General features: G+C 57.8%; 12 protein-coding genes, 2 tRNA genes and 3 rRNA genes. 6 read left to right on the top strand and 11 right to left on the bottom strand.

The window, feature by feature from the left end:
- Nucleotides 1–8: 8 nt before the first annotated feature.
- Genes ACWHRL_RS00405 through flgB form a run of 5 tightly spaced genes read right to left on the bottom strand, consistent with a single transcriptional unit; the run spans nucleotide 9 to nucleotide 3,644 of the window.
- Entirely contained in the window at nucleotides 9–767 is a 759-nt protein-coding gene (locus ACWHRL_RS00405; protein WP_447894827.1) for a flagellar basal body rod protein FlgF, read from the bottom strand.
- A gap of 30 nt (nucleotides 768–797) precedes the next feature.
- On the bottom strand, nucleotides 798–2,060 hold the full coding sequence (gene flgE / locus ACWHRL_RS00400; RefSeq protein WP_447894826.1) for a flagellar hook protein FlgE: 1,263 nt from the start codon (nucleotides 2,058–2,060) through the stop codon (nucleotides 798–800).
- A gap of 22 nt (nucleotides 2,061–2,082) precedes the next feature.
- Nucleotides 2,083–2,775 carry a flagellar hook assembly protein FlgD gene (locus ACWHRL_RS00395; protein ID WP_447894825.1) on the bottom strand — a complete coding sequence of 231 codons (693 nt, stop codon included), beginning with the start codon at nucleotides 2,773–2,775 and terminating at the stop codon, nucleotides 2,083–2,085.
- Nucleotides 2,776–2,777: 2 nt separating this feature from the next.
- Complete coding sequence (gene flgC / locus ACWHRL_RS00390; RefSeq protein WP_447527330.1) at nucleotides 2,778–3,188, bottom strand: flagellar basal body rod protein FlgC; 411 nt, start codon at nucleotides 3,186–3,188, stop codon at nucleotides 2,778–2,780.
- 27 nt (nucleotides 3,189–3,215) lie between these two features.
- On the bottom strand, nucleotides 3,216–3,644 hold the full coding sequence (gene flgB / locus ACWHRL_RS00385) for a flagellar basal body rod protein FlgB (RefSeq protein WP_447894824.1): 429 nt from the start codon (nucleotides 3,642–3,644) through the stop codon (nucleotides 3,216–3,218).
- Nucleotides 3,645–3,846: 202 nt separating this feature from the next.
- Here flgB and flgA point away from each other — a divergent pair, with 202 nt between their 5' ends.
- The 4 genes from flgA to ACWHRL_RS00365 all read left to right on the top strand — a co-directional run bounded on the left by flgA (nucleotide 3,847) and on the right by ACWHRL_RS00365 (nucleotide 6,222).
- Nucleotides 3,847–4,563: a flagellar basal body P-ring formation chaperone FlgA gene (flgA, locus tag ACWHRL_RS00380; protein WP_447894823.1), complete on the top strand. Its 717-nt coding sequence runs from the start codon at nucleotides 3,847–3,849 to the stop codon at nucleotides 4,561–4,563.
- Between the two features lie 100 nt (nucleotides 4,564–4,663).
- A complete protein-coding gene (gene flgM, locus ACWHRL_RS00375; protein ID WP_447527327.1) occupies nucleotides 4,664–4,927 on the top strand; it encodes a flagellar biosynthesis anti-sigma factor FlgM in 264 nt (87 codons plus the stop codon).
- Nucleotides 4,928–4,933: 6 nt separating this feature from the next.
- Nucleotides 4,934–5,383: a flagella synthesis protein FlgN gene (locus ACWHRL_RS00370; protein ID WP_447894822.1), complete on the top strand. Its 450-nt coding sequence runs from the start codon at nucleotides 4,934–4,936 to the stop codon at nucleotides 5,381–5,383.
- A gap of 98 nt (nucleotides 5,384–5,481) precedes the next feature.
- On the top strand, nucleotides 5,482–6,222 hold the full coding sequence (locus tag ACWHRL_RS00365) for an SDR family NAD(P)-dependent oxidoreductase (RefSeq protein WP_447894821.1): 741 nt from the start codon (nucleotides 5,482–5,484) through the stop codon (nucleotides 6,220–6,222).
- A 489-nt stretch (nucleotides 6,223–6,711) separates the two neighbouring features.
- On the opposite strand, the gene rrf is transcribed toward ACWHRL_RS00365, so the two are convergent.
- From rrf to ACWHRL_RS00340, 5 genes are all read right to left on the bottom strand, one after another.
- Nucleotides 6,712–6,827: ribosomal RNA gene (rrf, locus tag ACWHRL_RS00360) — 5S ribosomal RNA — on the bottom strand.
- Nucleotides 6,828–6,938: 111 nt separating this feature from the next.
- A 23S ribosomal RNA gene (locus ACWHRL_RS00355) occupies nucleotides 6,939–9,831 on the bottom strand.
- 256 nt (nucleotides 9,832–10,087) lie between these two features.
- A tRNA-Ala gene (locus tag ACWHRL_RS00350) sits at nucleotides 10,088–10,163 on the bottom strand.
- A 110-nt stretch (nucleotides 10,164–10,273) separates the two neighbouring features.
- Nucleotides 10,274–10,350: transfer RNA gene (locus ACWHRL_RS00345), tRNA-Ile, on the bottom strand.
- A 184-nt stretch (nucleotides 10,351–10,534) separates the two neighbouring features.
- Nucleotides 10,535–12,068, bottom strand: a 16S ribosomal RNA gene (locus ACWHRL_RS00340).
- The 16S, 23S and 5S rRNA genes sit together here with 2 tRNA genes alongside, the layout of an rRNA operon.
- A 699-nt stretch (nucleotides 12,069–12,767) precedes the next feature.
- Between ACWHRL_RS00340 and ACWHRL_RS00335 the strand changes: the two genes are divergently transcribed.
- Both ACWHRL_RS00335 and ACWHRL_RS00330 read left to right on the top strand, forming a co-directional pair.
- Nucleotides 12,768–14,684, top strand: coding sequence for a sensor histidine kinase (locus ACWHRL_RS00335; RefSeq protein WP_447894820.1), 1,917 nt, complete (start codon nucleotides 12,768–12,770; stop codon nucleotides 14,682–14,684).
- Nucleotides 14,677–16,059 carry a sigma-54-dependent transcriptional regulator gene (locus ACWHRL_RS00330; protein ID WP_447527323.1) on the top strand — a complete coding sequence of 461 codons (1,383 nt, stop codon included), beginning with the start codon at nucleotides 14,677–14,679 and terminating at the stop codon, nucleotides 16,057–16,059. The genes ACWHRL_RS00335 and ACWHRL_RS00330 overlap by 8 nt, the downstream gene beginning before the upstream one ends.
- On the opposite strand, the gene ACWHRL_RS00325 is transcribed toward ACWHRL_RS00330, so the two are convergent.
- On the bottom strand, nucleotides 16,035–16,706 hold the full coding sequence (locus ACWHRL_RS00325) for a metal-dependent hydrolase (protein ID WP_447894818.1): 672 nt from the start codon (nucleotides 16,704–16,706) through the stop codon (nucleotides 16,035–16,037). The two genes, ACWHRL_RS00330 and ACWHRL_RS00325, sit on opposite strands and share 25 nt — an antisense overlap.
- Nucleotides 16,707–16,720: the final 14 nt, after the last annotated feature.

The raw sequence follows: 16,720 nt of genomic DNA, 5'->3' as shown, positions 1-16,720 counted from the left end.
GGCTGGGATCAGCCTTGAAGTGATAGCATGCTGTTGGCGCGCTGGGCGTTCTCGTCGGCGTTGCTGAGCATGCGCATCTGCATGTCATAGCGGCGCGCAACGTCGATCATCGACACCATGGCGTCGACTGCACTGACGTTGCTGCCTTCGAGCGCTCCGCTCACCAAACGCGCATCTTCGTTAGCTGCCAGCACACCGGGCTCGCCTTCTTCATTGAGCGGCGCGCGAAACAAGCCATCTTCGCCACGAGTAAGCGCGAGCTCATCCGGCGTTACCAGCTTGATACGACCGACATCCACGAGCGCTTCTGGCCCTTCGCCTTGGGGGATAGCGCTAATGGTGCCGTCGGCGCCGATCGAAATTTGCGCACCTTGCGGAAGCGCAATCGGCCCGCCATCGCCCATCACCGGACGACCGACGCTAAGCAACACGCCGTCGCTATCGATTTGCAAATCACCGCGGCGGGTATAGGTTTCGCTGCCGTCGTCGGCCTGTACCGCCATCCAGGCGTTGTCCTGCATGGCGACATCCAGACCGCGTCCGGTACGCTCGATCGGCCCTTGTGAAAAGTCGGTTCCCGGCGTCGTGGTCACTGCCGAGACGCGCGTGTGCAGCGCACCCGCGCCCTCGACGGGCACCGAGCGCGCCGCCTGCAACTGTGCACGAAACCCCGCCGTGGAGACGTTGGAGAGGTTCTGGCTCACCACCGACTGCTGATCCATGGCGTTCTTGGCTCCGCTCATGGCGGTATACAGCATTCTATCCACGTGCTTGCTCCTTACACAGGTGACCGGCTATTAAAGGTTAATAATGGTCTGCAGGAGTTCGTCCTGAGTGCTGATGGTATTGGAGTTCGCCTGGTAGGCGCGTTGAGCAACGATCATATCGACCAGCTCACGGGCGAGTTCCACGTTAGAGGCTTCAACAGCGCCTGCCTGAATTTGACCATACTGACCGGAGCCCGGAGCTCCCGTGTTAGCGACACCCGAACTATTAGTAGCGGCCCATAGATTATTGCCTAACGGCCGCAATCCTTCTTCATTTCGGAAAGAATCCAATGCAATCTGGCCTGCGGGGCGAGATTGTTCATTAGAGAAGTTACGCATCACGGTACCATCGTCAAGCACTTCGATACCCACCAACGCACCTGATGTATAGCCATCCTGGCTAAATTCTCGGCGTGATGAAGTGCTGGCAAACTGCGTGCTTCCATCAAATCTCAAATCAAAAGCAACCTCTTCGGCATCGGTTCCACCGGGGAAAGTAATCGTCGTGCTTGCTCCCCCACCTACTCCGGTTACGATACCGTTAGCATCTGTTGCCAAACGTCCACTAGGCGTAAAGTTAAGTGTGAAAGTATCTCGTTGCACACCATCGGTAACCGCTGTCGCAGTCCACTGGTTTCCGTCACCCCTCTCAAAATAAGTCGATACGTTTATCGCATTACCCAAGGAGTCATAAGCAGTGAAATTATTCGAGAAGTGGTAATCGAGTTCAGTGCCATTGGCTAATTCGACCGTATTTAAGCCACTCCCTTGAACGGTTGAAGCGTCCAGGTTAAGCAGAATATCGGCGCCCGTAGTAGCCCTCGCAGGTATATCATTCGCAGACACATTGAGCGGAATCGGGTCGCTTCCCGCCAGCACGTTAGAAAAAGGAAACGCTGATTGCTCGGCCGTATCCTCTGTCACCGAGGGGTCCAGGCCGTAGCCCATCAGTCGGGCGCCCTGGGCATTAACGATATCGCCATTAGCTGCCAGGCTAAACTCACCATTTCTTGAAAAGCCCACTTCACCGGATGACTGTTGCAGGCGGTAAAAGCCGTTTCCGGATATAGCCAAGTCAAGATTACGGTTCGTGCTTTCGATACTACCTTGTGAAAAGTTCTGGCGTGTATCAGATACCCTGACACCTATTCCTTGAGAGTTAGCGAACACATCGGCAAAACGCACGCTCGAGCTTTTGTAGCCCACGGTTTGTGAGTTGGCGATGTTGTTACCAGCAGAATTCAGCCTTTCTGATTGGGCGTTGATACCCGAGACAGCTGTCGTGAATGACATGGTCAATCCTCAAAATATTTGATTAAAGAATCTGTTTAACTTGCCCAAGTGTTACTTGACCATAAACGGCGCCAAGGTCCAGTCGAACGTCACCACTATCAGAGTTCGGTGTAACACGATTGACGAGCGCATAATTAAGTGTGCTGGAGTCGATTGGCTCACCTTGTGAGTCAAGCGCCTCTAACTGCACGGTATAACGTCCACTCGCTGCCGCGGCCCCTTGATCATTCAGACCATTCCAATCAAATGATTGAACACCGGCCTTGAGCGCACCCAGATCATATTGGCGAATAACCTGGCCACCTTCGCCAACGATCGTCGCTTTTACATTCGACGCCGGACGGTCCAGCTCGATACCAAAGGGCGTTGCATGGGTGCTACCATCGCTAGCCTGCTCTAACAAAACCTGCCGCCCAGGCACCATGACACCCTTACCAATCAGGCCACTTGCTTGTAGCGCCTGGTTGGCATCCATCTGGGCGGTAATGCCCTTGAGCGTTGAGTTCAGCTCTTCGATACCGCTGACGGTGTTGATTTGGGCCAGCTGCGAGGTCATCTCCGCGTTTTCCATCGGATTGAGCGGATCCTGGTTTTGCAGCTGGGTGACCAGCAGCGTCATGAAGCTGTCGCGCATTTCCTGGGACTGGCTGGCGGACAGGTTGGCCGCTCGGCCACCGCCGTTGACGCTATTGATAATGCTTGAATCGATATTCATGTTTAGCCCTCACCGAGCGAGAGTGTCTGAACCATCATCTGTTTGGTGGTATTGAAGACTTCCACGTTGGCCTGGTACGAGCGCGAGGCGGAAATCATGTTGACCATTTCGTGCACCGGCTCGACGTTGGGTTTGGAAACGTAGCCTTCTTCGTCGGCGGCCGGGTGACTGGGCATGTACTGAAGACGCAGCGGCGAATCGTCTTCCACGACCTCGGTCACCCGAACGCCGCCTACGCCATAGCGGTTGTTCTGCGCCTGGGTTTCGAACATCACTTGTTTCGCCCGGTAGGTCTCGCCGTCGGGGCCGGCGATACTATCGGCGTTGGCCATATTGCTGGCGGTCACGTTCATGCGCTGCGCCTGGGCGCTCAAGGCAGAGCCTGCAATATCAAAAGCTGAAAACATCGACATGGCTTATTCGCTTCTCCTGAGAATCGGTTATTCCGGCTGCATCGCGTTTTTCAGCCCTTGAATGCGGCGATTCATGATCGTAAGCCCCGCCTGATAGCGAAGGGCGTTATCGGTAAACTGCGACCGCTCCCGGTCCATATCCACGGTGTTGCCGTCCAGGCTTGGCTGGTCGGGCACCCGATAAAGCAGATCGGTGCTGGCCGCCCCGCGCCAGGTAGCGCCCTGGGCTTCGATATGACGCTCCGAGGTGCGGGCCAGCGCCACGCCGCCGTTTTGCTGAACGCTCTGCCCGGCTTTCACTGCCTTGTTCAGCTCGCTGGCGAAGTCGATATCGCGCGCCTTGTAGTTCGGCGTATCGGCATTGGCGATGTTGCCCGCCAGCACTTCGTGACGCGACTGGCGAAGGCCCAGGGCGCGCTGGTGAAAATTGAATGCGGATTCGAGTTGGTCGATCATGCCGTCCCTCGTTTGCTGAGAGGCAAAGGTAATTCGGTCGTTTCTGAGGGTGCATAATAGGGAAGCGCACTCAAACTAAAGCATGGAACAAATGCCTTTTACCCCAGTATTTCGCATGATGTAGGGCCGACGTTTGCATTAAACTTCTGCCTATCAGCTAGCGCTCGCTGGCTTGGCCTCCTTTTATCAAGCGATGACTCCCATGCCCCATTCGCCTTTTCAGGCGCTACGCGACCTATCACTGGTAATCAAACTATTGGCGGTGATCACACTAGGGCTGATGACCACCCTGCCGGCCTACGCCGATGATCAGCCGCTCATCGAGACCGTACAAAACTTCCTTTACCAGCAAACCCAGTCCCTGGGCGAGGAGGTAGTGATCGATGTTTCGCCGCCATCGGCCCATTTGCCTGCCTGCATTGCGCCGGAACCTTTTTTTCCTAACGCCAACCAAACGCCTTTAGGGCGCGTGTCGGTGGGGGTGCGCTGCGGCGAGGGCCGCCGCCAGGTGCGCTACATCCAGGCACAGGTGGATGTGATGGGAAGCTACTTGATTGCCGCCCAGGACATCGCGCGGGGCACGCTTGTCACGGCGTCGATGGTGACACAGCGCCAGGGCAACCTGGGCGAGCTTGCAAACAATGCCTTGACCGATGAAGATGCTATTATAGGGTTGGTTGCGCAGCGCCCCATTCGCAGCGGCGATGTATTTCAAGCGCATTCGCTCCAGGCGCCGGATCTGGTGGAACGCGGGCAGCGCGTGACGGTCATAGCAGAAGGCTCGGGCTTTCGTGTTGCCCGGGAAGGTGAAGCACTCGAAAGCGGTGCCTTGGGTGCGCGGATTCGCGTACGTTTTGACACTCGCGAGCTGGTGACCGCCCGCGTTTCCGGCCAGGGTGTTTTAACAGTAGATTTTTAAGTTAACGTCTAAAGTCCTCTGTATCGGTGCCGATACTCTGTATAACGGCACAGAGCCATCGCGTTTAGAACGCTTTAACGTTGACGATGAGGCCCACAACGTGAAAATTGATAATTTGAATCCGCTGTTACGAACCAATCAGCCACAGCAGCGTGATGACACTCAAAAGGTCGGCGGCGCTCAGTCATCGCCCGAAGGCAGTACCACTCGCGAATCCACGCGTCTTAGTCAGATGCATATGGACGATTCGCAGGATATCGATATGGCCAAAGTGGAAGAGCTTCGCGAGGCCATTCGTGACGGAAGCCTCGAAGTTCGCGCCGACCGTATCGCAGACAGCTTGATTGCCCAGCTAGGGGAGTAACCTGTTATGAGCCTTTCCCGGTTGCTGTTGGATCAGCATCAGCGCCTTGACGAACTCGTCGAGCTGCTTACCCAAGAGCAGGCTCAACTGATGCAGGGTGCGATCGACGGTGAAGTACTGGCCTCGCTGGCCGAAACCAAGCAGACCCTCTTGAGTTCGCTCGAGCGGATGGAAACGCTGCGCCGTTCGACGCAGCTGCGGCTAGGTTACGACGATGATGCCAGCGGTGCCTTTAAAGCCGCCGTCGATGCAGGCTGTCAATCCAGCTGGGAAAGCTTTTTGAATAAGAGCGAGCGCGCCGCACGCATGAACGCGCTGACCGGCGAAATGCTGTCGGTACGCATGAAGCACAATCAGGATATGCTGGGCTACATTCAGCAGATCGCCGAAAAAACGCTCTATCAGCCCAACGGGCGCAATCAGGCGCAATCCAGCCGTCTCAATACTTCTGCTTGACCCGCCAACTCTGCTATTAAATAGCCGAATCTCATAGCAAAACGCTTCAATAAGAACACGTATGTTCTAAGCTTGTTTTTATAAACAAGGAGCGTTGAATGCTTGATTACCTACCCGACGGGTTTACCGCGATCGTCACCGGCGCCAATGGCGGTATTGGCCATGCCGTCATCGAGTCGCTACTCGCCTCTACCCAAGTCGGCACCATTATTGCCGTTAGCCGTCGCAAAACGACGTTAACAGACGCTCGCATCATTTCCATCGCTGCCGATATCACCAACCAGGAAGGCCTCGACGCCCTGGTGGAGACGCTCGATGGCCGCCCTCTTCACCTGCTGTTCAATGCCATCGGCACGCTACACGACGACCAACACAACGTGCAGCCGGAAAAACGTCTCGAGCAGTTCGACGCCGACGCCTTCGCCCATGTGATGCATGTAAACGCGGCGACGCCGATGCGACTGTTGTCCGCTCTCAACGCCTCGCTAAAAGGCCATCACCCGAGCATTATTGCCAGCCTATCCGCTCGGGTCGGCTCGATCGGTGATAACGGTTTTGGCGGCTGGTACACCTACCGAGCCAGCAAAGCGGCCCACAACATGTTAATGAAAACCGCCTCTATCGAGCTTGCCCGGCTCAATAAACAGGCTATCGTACTTTGCCTGCACCCGGGGACTACCGACACCTCGCTGTCCGAGCCATTTCAAGCGCGCGTACCGGAGGACAAACTGTTCTCGCCGGCGTTTGTGGCCAAGCGCCTTTTAGAGGTCATCGATCAGCGCACTCCCGAGGACACCGGCAGTTTTTGGGATTGGGCGGGCGAGCCGATCGAATGGTGAGTGGTGAGTGGTGAATGGTGAGTGGTAGGAGCAAGCCTTAGCCAGCGATGCGGCGCACCGCGCCGCTGGGGTGGACGGCAGGCACGGTGTCCGCTTCAACCCCGGGCGGCTGCCGCCGCCATCGCCGAGGTGTCGGACCACCCATGAATCGGGCTTCTACAGGGGCGCGGTGGCACCAAGGCCATTTGTGCCCCCTGCTTTTGTAGGAGCAGGCTTCAGCCAGCGACGCGGCGCACCGCGCCGCCGGGGTGGGCGGCGGGCACGGTGGCAAATCCAACCCCGGGCGGCCGGCGCCGCCATCGCCCGATGAAATCGGGCTCCTACAGGGCCGCGGTGGCACCGAGGTTCTTGCGCCCCTGCTTTTGTAGGAGCAGGCTTCAGCCAGCGACGCGGCGCACCGCGCCGCCGGGGTGGCGGCGGCACGGGAACATTTCCTGCGCACATAAAAAAGCCCCGAACACGATGTGCTCGGGGCTTTTTCGAAGAGGTGCCTGACGATAACCTACTCTCGCATGGGGAGACCCCACACTACCATCGGCGCGTTGCGGTTTCACTTCCGAGTTCGGCAAGGGATCGGGTGGTTCACGCAAGCCATGGTCGTCAGGCGTAACGGTTAATGTATATCGGCTGACTGTCTTGTGATCGTTTCTTTTTTGCGTATCCGGTGCTCTGTCGAGCGTCGTTGTCACTGCAGGACCAGACCCCTTGGGTGTTATAGGGTCAAGCCTCACGGGCCATTAGTACACGTTAGCTCAACGCCTTGCAGCGCGTCCACACCGTGCCTATCAACCAGCTGGTCTCGCTGGGCCCTTCAGGAGGCTCAAGGCCTCGGGGATGTCTCATCTTGAAGGGGGCTTCCCGCTTAGATGCTTTCAGCGGTTATCCCGTCCGCACATAGCTACCCGGCAATGCCACTGGCGTGACAACCGGAACACCAGAGGTGCGTCCACTCCGGTCCTCTCGTACTAGGAGCAGCCCTTCTCAAACATCCAACGCCCACGGCAGATAGGGACCGAACTGTCTCACGACGTTCTAAACCCAGCTCGCGTACCACTTTAAATGGCGAACAGCCATACCCTTGGGACCGACTTCAGCCCCAGGATGTGATGAGCCGACATCGAGGTGCCAAACACCGCCGTCGATGTGAACTCTTGGGCGGTATCAGCCTGTTATCCCCGGAGTACCTTTTATCCGTTGAGCGATGGCCCTTCCATACAGAACCACCGGATCACTAGAACCTGCTTTCGCACCTGCTCGACGTGTCTGTCTCGCAGTCAAGCACCCTTATGCTCTTGCACTCATTGCACGATGTCCGACCGTGCTGAGGGTACCTTCGTGCTCCTCCGTTACTCTTTGGGAGGAGACCGCCCCAGTCAAACTACCCACCACACACTGTCCTCGATCCGGATAACGGACCCGAGTGAGAACACCAATGATGCCAGGCTGGTATTTCAAGGTTGGCTCCCTCCGAACTGGCGTCCGGAGTTCAAAGCCTCCCAGCTATCCTACACAGGCAACATCAGTATCCAGTGTGAAGCTATAGTAAAGGTTCACGGGGTCTTTCCGTCTAGCCGCGGGTACACCGCATCTTCACGGCGATTTCAATTTCACTGAGTCTCGGGTGGAGACAGCGTGGCCATCATTACGCCATTCGTGCAGGTCGGAACTTACCCGACAAGGAATTTCGCTACCTTAGGACCGTTATAGTTACGGCCGCCGTTTACCGGGGCTTCGATCAAGAGCTTCGCCCAGAGGGCTAACACCATCACTTAACCTTCCGGCACCGGGCAGGCGTCACACCCTATACGTCCGCTTGCGCGTTAGCAGAGTGCTGTGTTTTTACTAAACAGTTGCAGCCACCTGGTATCTTCGACCGGTTCGGGCTGAAGGAGCAAGTCCTCTCACCCTAATCCGGCGTGCCTTCTCCCGAAGTTACGGCACCATTTTGCCTAGTTCCTTCACCCGAGTTCTCTCAAGCGCCTTGGGATTCTCACCCTGACCACCTGTGTCGGTTTGGGGTACGGTCGCATGTCATCTGAAGCTTAGAGGCTTTTCCTGGAAGCGTGGCATCAGTGACTTCCGGATCGTAATCCGTTCGTCTCGCGTCTCGGCTTTAAAGGGTCCCGGATTTACCTGAGACCCAGGCCTACTCGCTTTCACCAGGACAACCAACGCCTGGCTCACCTAGCCTTCTTCGTCCCCCCATCGCAATGACATCCGGTACGGGAATATTGACCCGTTTCCCATCGACTACGCCTTTCGGCCTCGCCTTAGGGGCCGACTCACTCTGCTCTGATTAGCATCGAACAGAAAACCTTGGTCTTCCGGCGGGGGAGTTTTTCACTCCCCTTATCGTTACTCATGTCAGCATTCGCACTCGTGATACCTCCAGCAGACCTCTCGATCCACCTTCATCGGCTTACACGACGCTCCTCTACCGCTCATCCCTAAGGATGAACCCGTAGCTTCGGTACCTGGTTTGAGCCCCGTTACATCTTCCGCGCAGGCCGACTCGACTAGTGAGCTATTACGCTTTCTTTAAAGGATGGCTGCTTCTAAGCCAACCTCCTAGCTGTCTGAGCCTTCCCACATCGTTTCCCACTTAACCAGGATTTGGGGACCTTAGCTGACGGTCCGGGTTGTTGCCCTTTTCACGACGGACGTTAGCACCCGCCGTGTGTCTCCCACGCTGCACTCACCGGTATTCGGAGTTTGCCTCGGGTTGGTAAGCCGGGATGGCCCCCTAGCCGAAACAGTGCTCTACCCCCGGTGGTGATACGTGAGGCGCTACCTAAATAGCTTTCGAGGAGAACCAGCTATCTCCGGGCTTGATTAGCCTTTCACTCCGATCCACAAGTCATCCAAATCTTTTTCAACAGATCCTGGTTCGGGCCTCCAGTTGATGTTACTCAACCTTCACCCTGCTCATGGATAGATCGCCCGGTTTCGGGTCTATATCCAGCGACTGGTCGCCCAGTTAAGACTCGCTTTCGCTACGCCTCCCCTATCGGTTAAGCTCGCCACTGAATATAAGTCGCTGACCCATTATACAAAAGGTACGCAGTCACCCAACAAGTGGGCTCCTACTGCTTGTACGCACACGGTTTCAGGATCTATTTCACTCCCCTCGCCGGGGTTCTTTTCGCCTTTCCCTCACGGTACTGGTTCACTATCGGTCAGTCAGGAGTATTTAGCCTTGGAGGATGGTCCCCCCGTCTTCAATCAGGGTTTCTCGTGCCCCGACCTACTCGATTTCACATGATCAGACTTTCGACTACGGGGCTATCACCCGCTACGGCCGGACTTCCCAATCCGTTCGTCTAGCCATTCACATGCTTAAGGGCTGGTCCCCGTTCGCTCGCCGCTACTGGGGGAATCTCGGTTGATTTCTTTTCCTCGGGGTACTTAGATGTTTCAGTTCCCCCGGTTCGCCTCGTATCCCTATGTATTCAGGATACGATACTGACCTTGTGGTCAGTGGGTTTCCCCATTCAGAGATGTCCGGGTCGCAGGTTGTTTGCCACCTCACCGAACCTTATCGCAGGCTACAACGTCTTTCATCGCCTCTGACTGCCTAGGCATCCACCGTGTGCGCTTCATTGCTTGACCCTATAACCCGAAGGAGTCTGGATCCCGCAATGACAACGATTGCCGGATACGCTTGAAACGTATCACAAAACAATTGCGTATCGAGATCACGCTATAAACACAGCCACCCTAAAGGCACTTGTCTTCATATCGTCATTCGATACTGTCAGCATGATATACATTGTTAAAGAGCGACTGTTCAATGAACAGTGATAAGGCGACGTACAACGTGCGACTTATCAATGGTCACGAAACAAACAAACGGTAGTGGAGATAATGGTGGAGCCAAGCGGGATCGAACCGCTGACCTCCTGCGTGCAAGGCAGGCGCTCTCCCAGCTGAGCTATGGCCCCATCGTTTTCACAAACCATCCCACCGGGTAATTTTATTCAGCGCAAGGCATTTCATGGCGAAGCATGGCCTTCCATGCGAGTCATGAAATAACGCAGCGATGGATAAAATTTGGTGGGTCTGGGCAGACTCGAACTGCCGACCTCACCCTTATCAGGGGTGCGCTCTAACCAACTGAGCTACAGACCCGGTTACTATTGCCTCAAAAGCGTGCCTGGCTAGCCGACCTCACCCTCCTTTTCATTAAGGGCAGGGGGGTGCGCTCTAACCAACTGAGCTACAGACCCAAGAGGGGATCGTGCATCAACCGTTTGCTCTATCACTTGATCAGGTAATTCATTGTGAGCGCTTGCCGGGAGGGTGACGCATCGTTTAAGGAGGTGATCCAGCCGCAGGTTCCCCTACGGCTACCTTGTTACGACTTCACCCCAGTCATGAACCACACCGTGGTGATCGCCCTCCAAAGTTAGGCTAACCACTTCTGGTGCAGTCCACTCCCATGGTGTGACGGGCGGTGTGTACAAGGCCCGGGAACGTATTCACCGTGGCATTCTGATCCACGATTACTAGCGATTCCGACTTCACGGAGTCGAGTTGCAGACTCCGATCCGGACTGAGACCGGCTTTCTGGGATTCGCTTACTCTCGCGAGTTCGCAGCCCTTTGTACCGGCCATTGTAGCACGTGTGTAGCCCTACCCGTAAGGGCCATGATGACTTGACGTCGTCCCCACCTTCCTCCGGTTTGTCACCGGCAGTCTCCCTAGAGTTCCCACCATTACGTGCTGGCAAATAGGGACAAGGGTTGCGCTCGTTACGGGACTTAACCCAACATTTCACAACACGAGCTGACGACAGCCATGCAGCACCTGTCTCTGCGCTTCCGAAGACACCCCGGGATCTCTCCCGGGTTCGCAGGATGTCAAGGGTAGGTAAGGTTCTTCGCGTTGCATCGAATTAAACCACATGCTCCACCGCTTGTGCGGGCCCCCGTCAATTCATTTGAGTTTTAACCTTGCGGCCGTACTCCCCAGGCGGTCGACTTATCGCGTTAACTTCGCCACAAAGTGCACAAGGCACCCAACGGCTGGTCGACATCGTTTACGGCGTGGACTACCAGGGTATCTAATCCTGTTTGCTACCCACGCTTTCGCACCTCAGTGTCAGTGTCAGTCCAGAAGGCCGCCTTCGCCACTGGTATTCCTCCCGATCTCTACGCATTTCACCGCTACACCGGGAATTCCACCTTCCTCTCCTGCACTCTAGCGTGACAGTTCCGGATGCCGTTCCCAGGTTGAGCCCGGGGCTTTCACAACCGGCTTGTCATGCCACCTACGCGCGCTTTACGCCCAGTAATTCCGATTAACGCTTGCACCCTCCGTATTACCGCGGCTGCTGGCACGGAGTTAGCCGGTGCTTCTTCTGCGAGTGATGTCTTTCCTGGCGGGTATTAACCGTCAGGCGTTCTTCCTCGCTGAAAGTGCTTTACAACCCGAAAGCCTTCTTCACACACGCGGCATGGCTGGATCAGGCTTGCGCCCATTGTCCAATATTCCCCACTGCTGCCTCCCGTAGGAGTTCGGGCCGTGTCTCAGTCCCGATGTGGCTGATCATCCTCTCAGACCAGCTACGGATCGTTGCCTTGGTGAGCCGTTACCTCACCAACCAGCTAATCCGACATAGGCTCATCCGATAGCGGGAGCCAGAGGCCCCCTTTCTCCCGTAGGACGTATGCGGTATTAGCCTGGGTTTCCCCAGGTTATCCCCCACTACCGGGTAGATTCCTATGCATTACTCACCCGTCCGCCGCTCGTCAGCGTCCAGCAAGCTGGACCTGTTACCGCTCGACTTGCATGTGTTAAGCCTGCCGCCAGCGTTCAATCTGAGCCATGATCAAACTCTTCAGTTTAAAATCATTGTGATTCTTGCCTGTCGCTCGAAAGCAACAGAGGCGAATCAATCCTGGCTCAAGGTTCAAACGAATTTGAAGAATTCGAAAATTCTTCTTGTGCGCTTGCCTTGATATAAGGTGACTTGTCACCCTCATCGGCAAACGCCCACATGAATTACCTGATCAAATTTTTAAAGAGCGGTTTCGCTTCGGCTTAACGTCTTACTCGATGACCTGAGCCGGTTGCCGTAGCGAGGAAGGCGTATTCTACGCATTCCCTGAAGTTTGTCAACCGCCGATTTTGGCGAGTGAAGCGAGCGAACAAAAAACCGCTAACCTCCTGACAAACCGAGAGTTTTCACTCTCATTCACCGCTGGCAACGCCTTGCGTCCCCGGCAGCGGATGCGTACTTTACGGCCTCAAAGGCCCGAGTGCAAGCGCTTTTTAAAATGGTATCAAAAACGCGCTCATGACCGCGTTGGGCAGCCTTCACCCCCTTTAGCCGTAGACGGGGTTAAACTGTTGAGCGTCACCGGCAAACTCCATACCCTTGGCCTATCGATACCCTAGGCGAGCCCGATGACCTACCCGTCCCTTTATGACCCGCGCTTAGCCGGTGCGACCGCGGCCCTTGAAGTCATGATGGCTCAAGGGGGCGCCCAGCCGGTTGGGCCCCGCGCCCCGAGCAGTGCGCTATATATAAGCAGCGTTTCGCTATGAGTGCGCCACGGCCGCGCTACTGGCGCCTGCTATGGGGGCTTGCGCTTACGCTGGGGCTTGCCTTCAGCATGTGGCAAGCCGCCAGTTTTGCCCGGGAGCGCGCGCTTGGCGAGCTAGCGGAGGATGCCGAAAACGAGCTACGCCTGTCGGCGGCGAACCTCAACGGCTATTTACTGCGCTTTGACTACCTGCCGCCGATGCTTGCCACCCGCGAAGCCGTGCGGCGATTTTTGGCATCGCCGCAGAGCCAGAACGCCATGGCGCTCAATATTTTGCTGGACCGGTTTCGCTTCACCACCGGGGTATCGGATGTCTACCTGCTGGACCGGGAAGGCACGACCATCGCGGCCAGCAACTGGCACCGCCCCAATACGTTCATTGGCCATAACTACGCATTTAGAAGCTACTACAGCCAGGCCATTGCCGGCCAGCAGGGGCGCTTTTACGGTTTGGGCACCCAGTCCCAGGAGCGTGGCTACTTCTTCTCGGCTCCAGTATGGCTGGACGAGACCGACCCTAACGCCACGCCGGACGGGGTGATGGTCGTCAAGGTACTGCTCGATGAAGTCGAGCAGAGCTGGGCCGAGCAGGACGCCGAACTACTGGTAACCGACAGCGACGACATTATCTTCATGGCCAGCCGCCCCGAGCTTCGCATGAGCGCGCTGCATCCGCTAAGCGCAGAACAGCGTGAAACCTTGAGGCGCACCCGCCGTTACGCCATGGAGCCCTTGCGTTATTCCGGCATCGTGGTGGAGACCGGCGATGGCGTCGAGAGCCGTTTGGTTAGCTTCGAGTCCGGGCCGCTTGCCGACGGGCGCTACCTGAGTCTGACCCGCTCGGTGGTGGAGTTTGGCTGGCAGATGCATATTCTCAAACCGCTGACGCCGGTGGTGAGTGCCCAATGGATCGCCGCTTTGATGGCCGGCGGGCTTTATGGCCTGCTGGTACTGGGGGGCGGGATCGGCTGGCAGCGCCGCCGACTGCGCCGGGAGCGGGAAGCGTTTGCCGAGCGCGAGCGCCAGACCCTGGCCCGAGTGCGTGACGAGCTGGAAGTCAGCGTTGCCCGGCGAACCCGTGACCTGGTCGCCAGCAACCAGCGTTTGTCGAAGGAGATCGACGAGCGCCTGCGCGCCGAAGCCAACCTGCGCCAAACTCAGGACGAGCTGGTGCAGGCCGCCAAGCTTGCCGTGCTGGGCCAGCTGGCGGCAGGCATCAATCACGAGCTCAACCAGCCGCTAGCGGCGATTCGCGCCTACGCCGAGAACGCCCGTCGCTTTATCGAGCTGGCCCGTACCGAGCAGGCCGACGCCAACCTGGCCCAAATCGTCGAACTGACCGAACGCATGGCCGATATCAGCGCTCAGCTTCGCCAGTTTTCACGCAAGAGCAGCGAGCATCACGAAAGCATTGCCGTACAGGCGTGTATTCACTACGCCTTGCGTCTGTTCCAAAGCCGCCTGCGCGAAGGCAACGTCGAAGTGATCGAGCGAATGCCCCAGGACACGCTCTGGGTGACCGGCGACCTGGTGCGTTTAGAGCAGGTGTTGGTCAATCTGGTCGGTAACGCCTTGCAAGCCATGAAGACCCACACCTCACGAAGCGATGCGGCGCCCACGTTAACGCTGAGTGCTGAAAGAGAAGAGGATCGCGTGCATATCCACGTTGAAGATAACGGCCCCGGCATCGAAGAGGAGTATCTGGCTCAGATCTTCGAGCCCTTTTTCACCACCAAGGCGCCGGGCAACGGCCTGGGCCTGGGGCTTTCGATTTCATCGCGCATCATGGTGGATCTTGGCGGCACGCTTGGCGTAGCCAACACGCCCCACGGCGCGCGATTTACCGTGACACTTACCGTTGGCGGTCCGCCCGCCTCCAACGACGCCTCGCCGCTGGAGAGCCATCATGCATGAGCCGACAACGCTGCCCGTCATGGTGATCGACGACGAGCCGCACCTGCGTATTACCGCCAGCCAAACGCTGGAGCTGGCGGGCTACACGCCGCACTGCTTCGAATCCGCCGAACAGGCACTAGCCGCCCTGCCCGACCACTTTCCCGGGGTCATCGTCAGCGACATTCGTATGCCGGGCATGGACGGCATGACGCTTTTGCACGAACTCAAACGGCGCGACCCGACGCTACCGATCATTCTGATTACCGGCCACGGGGATATTTCGACCGCCGTGGAAGCGATGCGCGCCGGGGCCTGGGACTTTCTGGAAAAGCCCTTTGCCGGCGAGCAACTACTCGACGTGGTGCGCCGCGGGACCGAAAAGCGCCAGCTTAGCCTCGAGAACACCCGCTTGAAGGCGGAGCTCGAGGCGCAGCAGGCCGCGCTCGGCCCGCGACTTGTCGGCCGCACTCCAGTGATTTCGCGGCTCGCCGCCATGATTCAGCGCATAAGCCAGGTAGAAGCCGACGTACTGCTGTTCGGGGAAACCGGCACGGGCAAGGACCTGGTCGCCCGAGCGATCCACGAGCGCAGCGCCCGGCGCAATAGCCCCTTCATGGCGATCAACTGCGGGGCGGTGCCCGAGCACACCATCGAATCCGAACTGTTCGGTCACGAGAAAGGCGCCTTTACCGGCGCGGTGGAGCGGCGCATCGGCAAGTTCGAGCACGCCAACGGCGGCACGGTATTTTTGGATGAGATCGAATCCATGCCGCCGGCGCTCCAGGTGAAGCTTTTACGCGTGCTGCAGGAGCGCAGCGTCGAGCGCCTGGGCGCCAACGAGACGGTCGGGCTGGATATTCGCGTGATCACCGCGACCAAGGTGGATCTCAAGGCCGCCGCCGACGAAGGCCGCTTTCGCGAAGACCTCTACTACCGGCTCAATGTCGTGACCCTGCCGCTGCCCGCCCTGCGCGAGCGCCGCGAGGACATTCCTCTCCTTTTTCAGCACTTTGCCGTGGTGGCCGCCAACCGCAGCGGGCTGGAAGCGCCGACACTGGACAATCACGCCGTGGCCACGCTACTGGCCCACGACTGGCCGGGCAACGTGCGCGAGCTCAGAAACCTGGCCGAGCGCTACGTGCTGCTGGGGGCGGCCTTCGACTACCGGTTGGACGTACTGCTTGCCGGTGAAGCGGCCAGCCCCCAGGAGCCCACGCTCTCCCGTCAGGTCGAGCTTTTCGAAAAAAGCCTGATCAGCCAGTCGCTGGCCCGCCACCACGGCCGGGTGACCGACGTATGCAGCCACCTGGGCCTGCCGCGCAAGACCTTCTACGACAAGCTGAAAAAGCACGGCTTGAGCGCCGAAGACTATCGCCACAGTAGCGACCCCTGATGCAAAAGCTGGCCCAGCACGTTCCAGGGCGGCACCCAGGGAATCAGCGTCATGAGCGCAATCAGCATCAACAGATTCGACACCGGGCGGCGGCTGTCGCCCAGCTTCAACGCCGTACCAAAGGAGCGCTTTAGCCGCGCGCCTTCCAGGTCGACGCTGAAAAGCTCGTCGAGCCCCAGGTGAATCAGAAAGCCGAGCAGCACCGCCGCACCGTGGGACCAGGCATTCCAGGGCGGCTGAAGCAGTACGTGGTAACTCAGCGCCGCGGTCGCTGACGAGCAAAGCGCCGCCGCCATCAGCGAATGCCAAATACCGCGATGCACCGTCAGTCTGGAGAACAGCAAACTCGCCAGGTAGCGCACGCCGAAGTAGATCCCGCCACAGGCAACGAGCAGCGCCCCGGGGCTCATATAGGGTTGCAGCAGCAGCACGCCAAGCACCAGCGAGGGCACCGACAGCAGGTTGAAGATCAAACGGATGGAGTGCGAGCGGTCGGCGTCGATATCCGGCAAGATACCACCGAAGGCCACCAGCACGACCATTAAAAGCGCCTGAGAGGGCGACCACCACTGGGCGTGATAGCCCGCATACGCCAACAGCGTGCCGCCCGCTGCTGCCACGGTGATGTGCGTGCGAAAATTAGCCATGACGCGGCACCCTA

It is taken from the genome of Vreelandella sp. GE22, from assembly GCF_968212445.1.
Note: the sequence above shows the minus strand (reverse complement) of the source record. Positions and strands in the feature narration are given on the sequence as shown.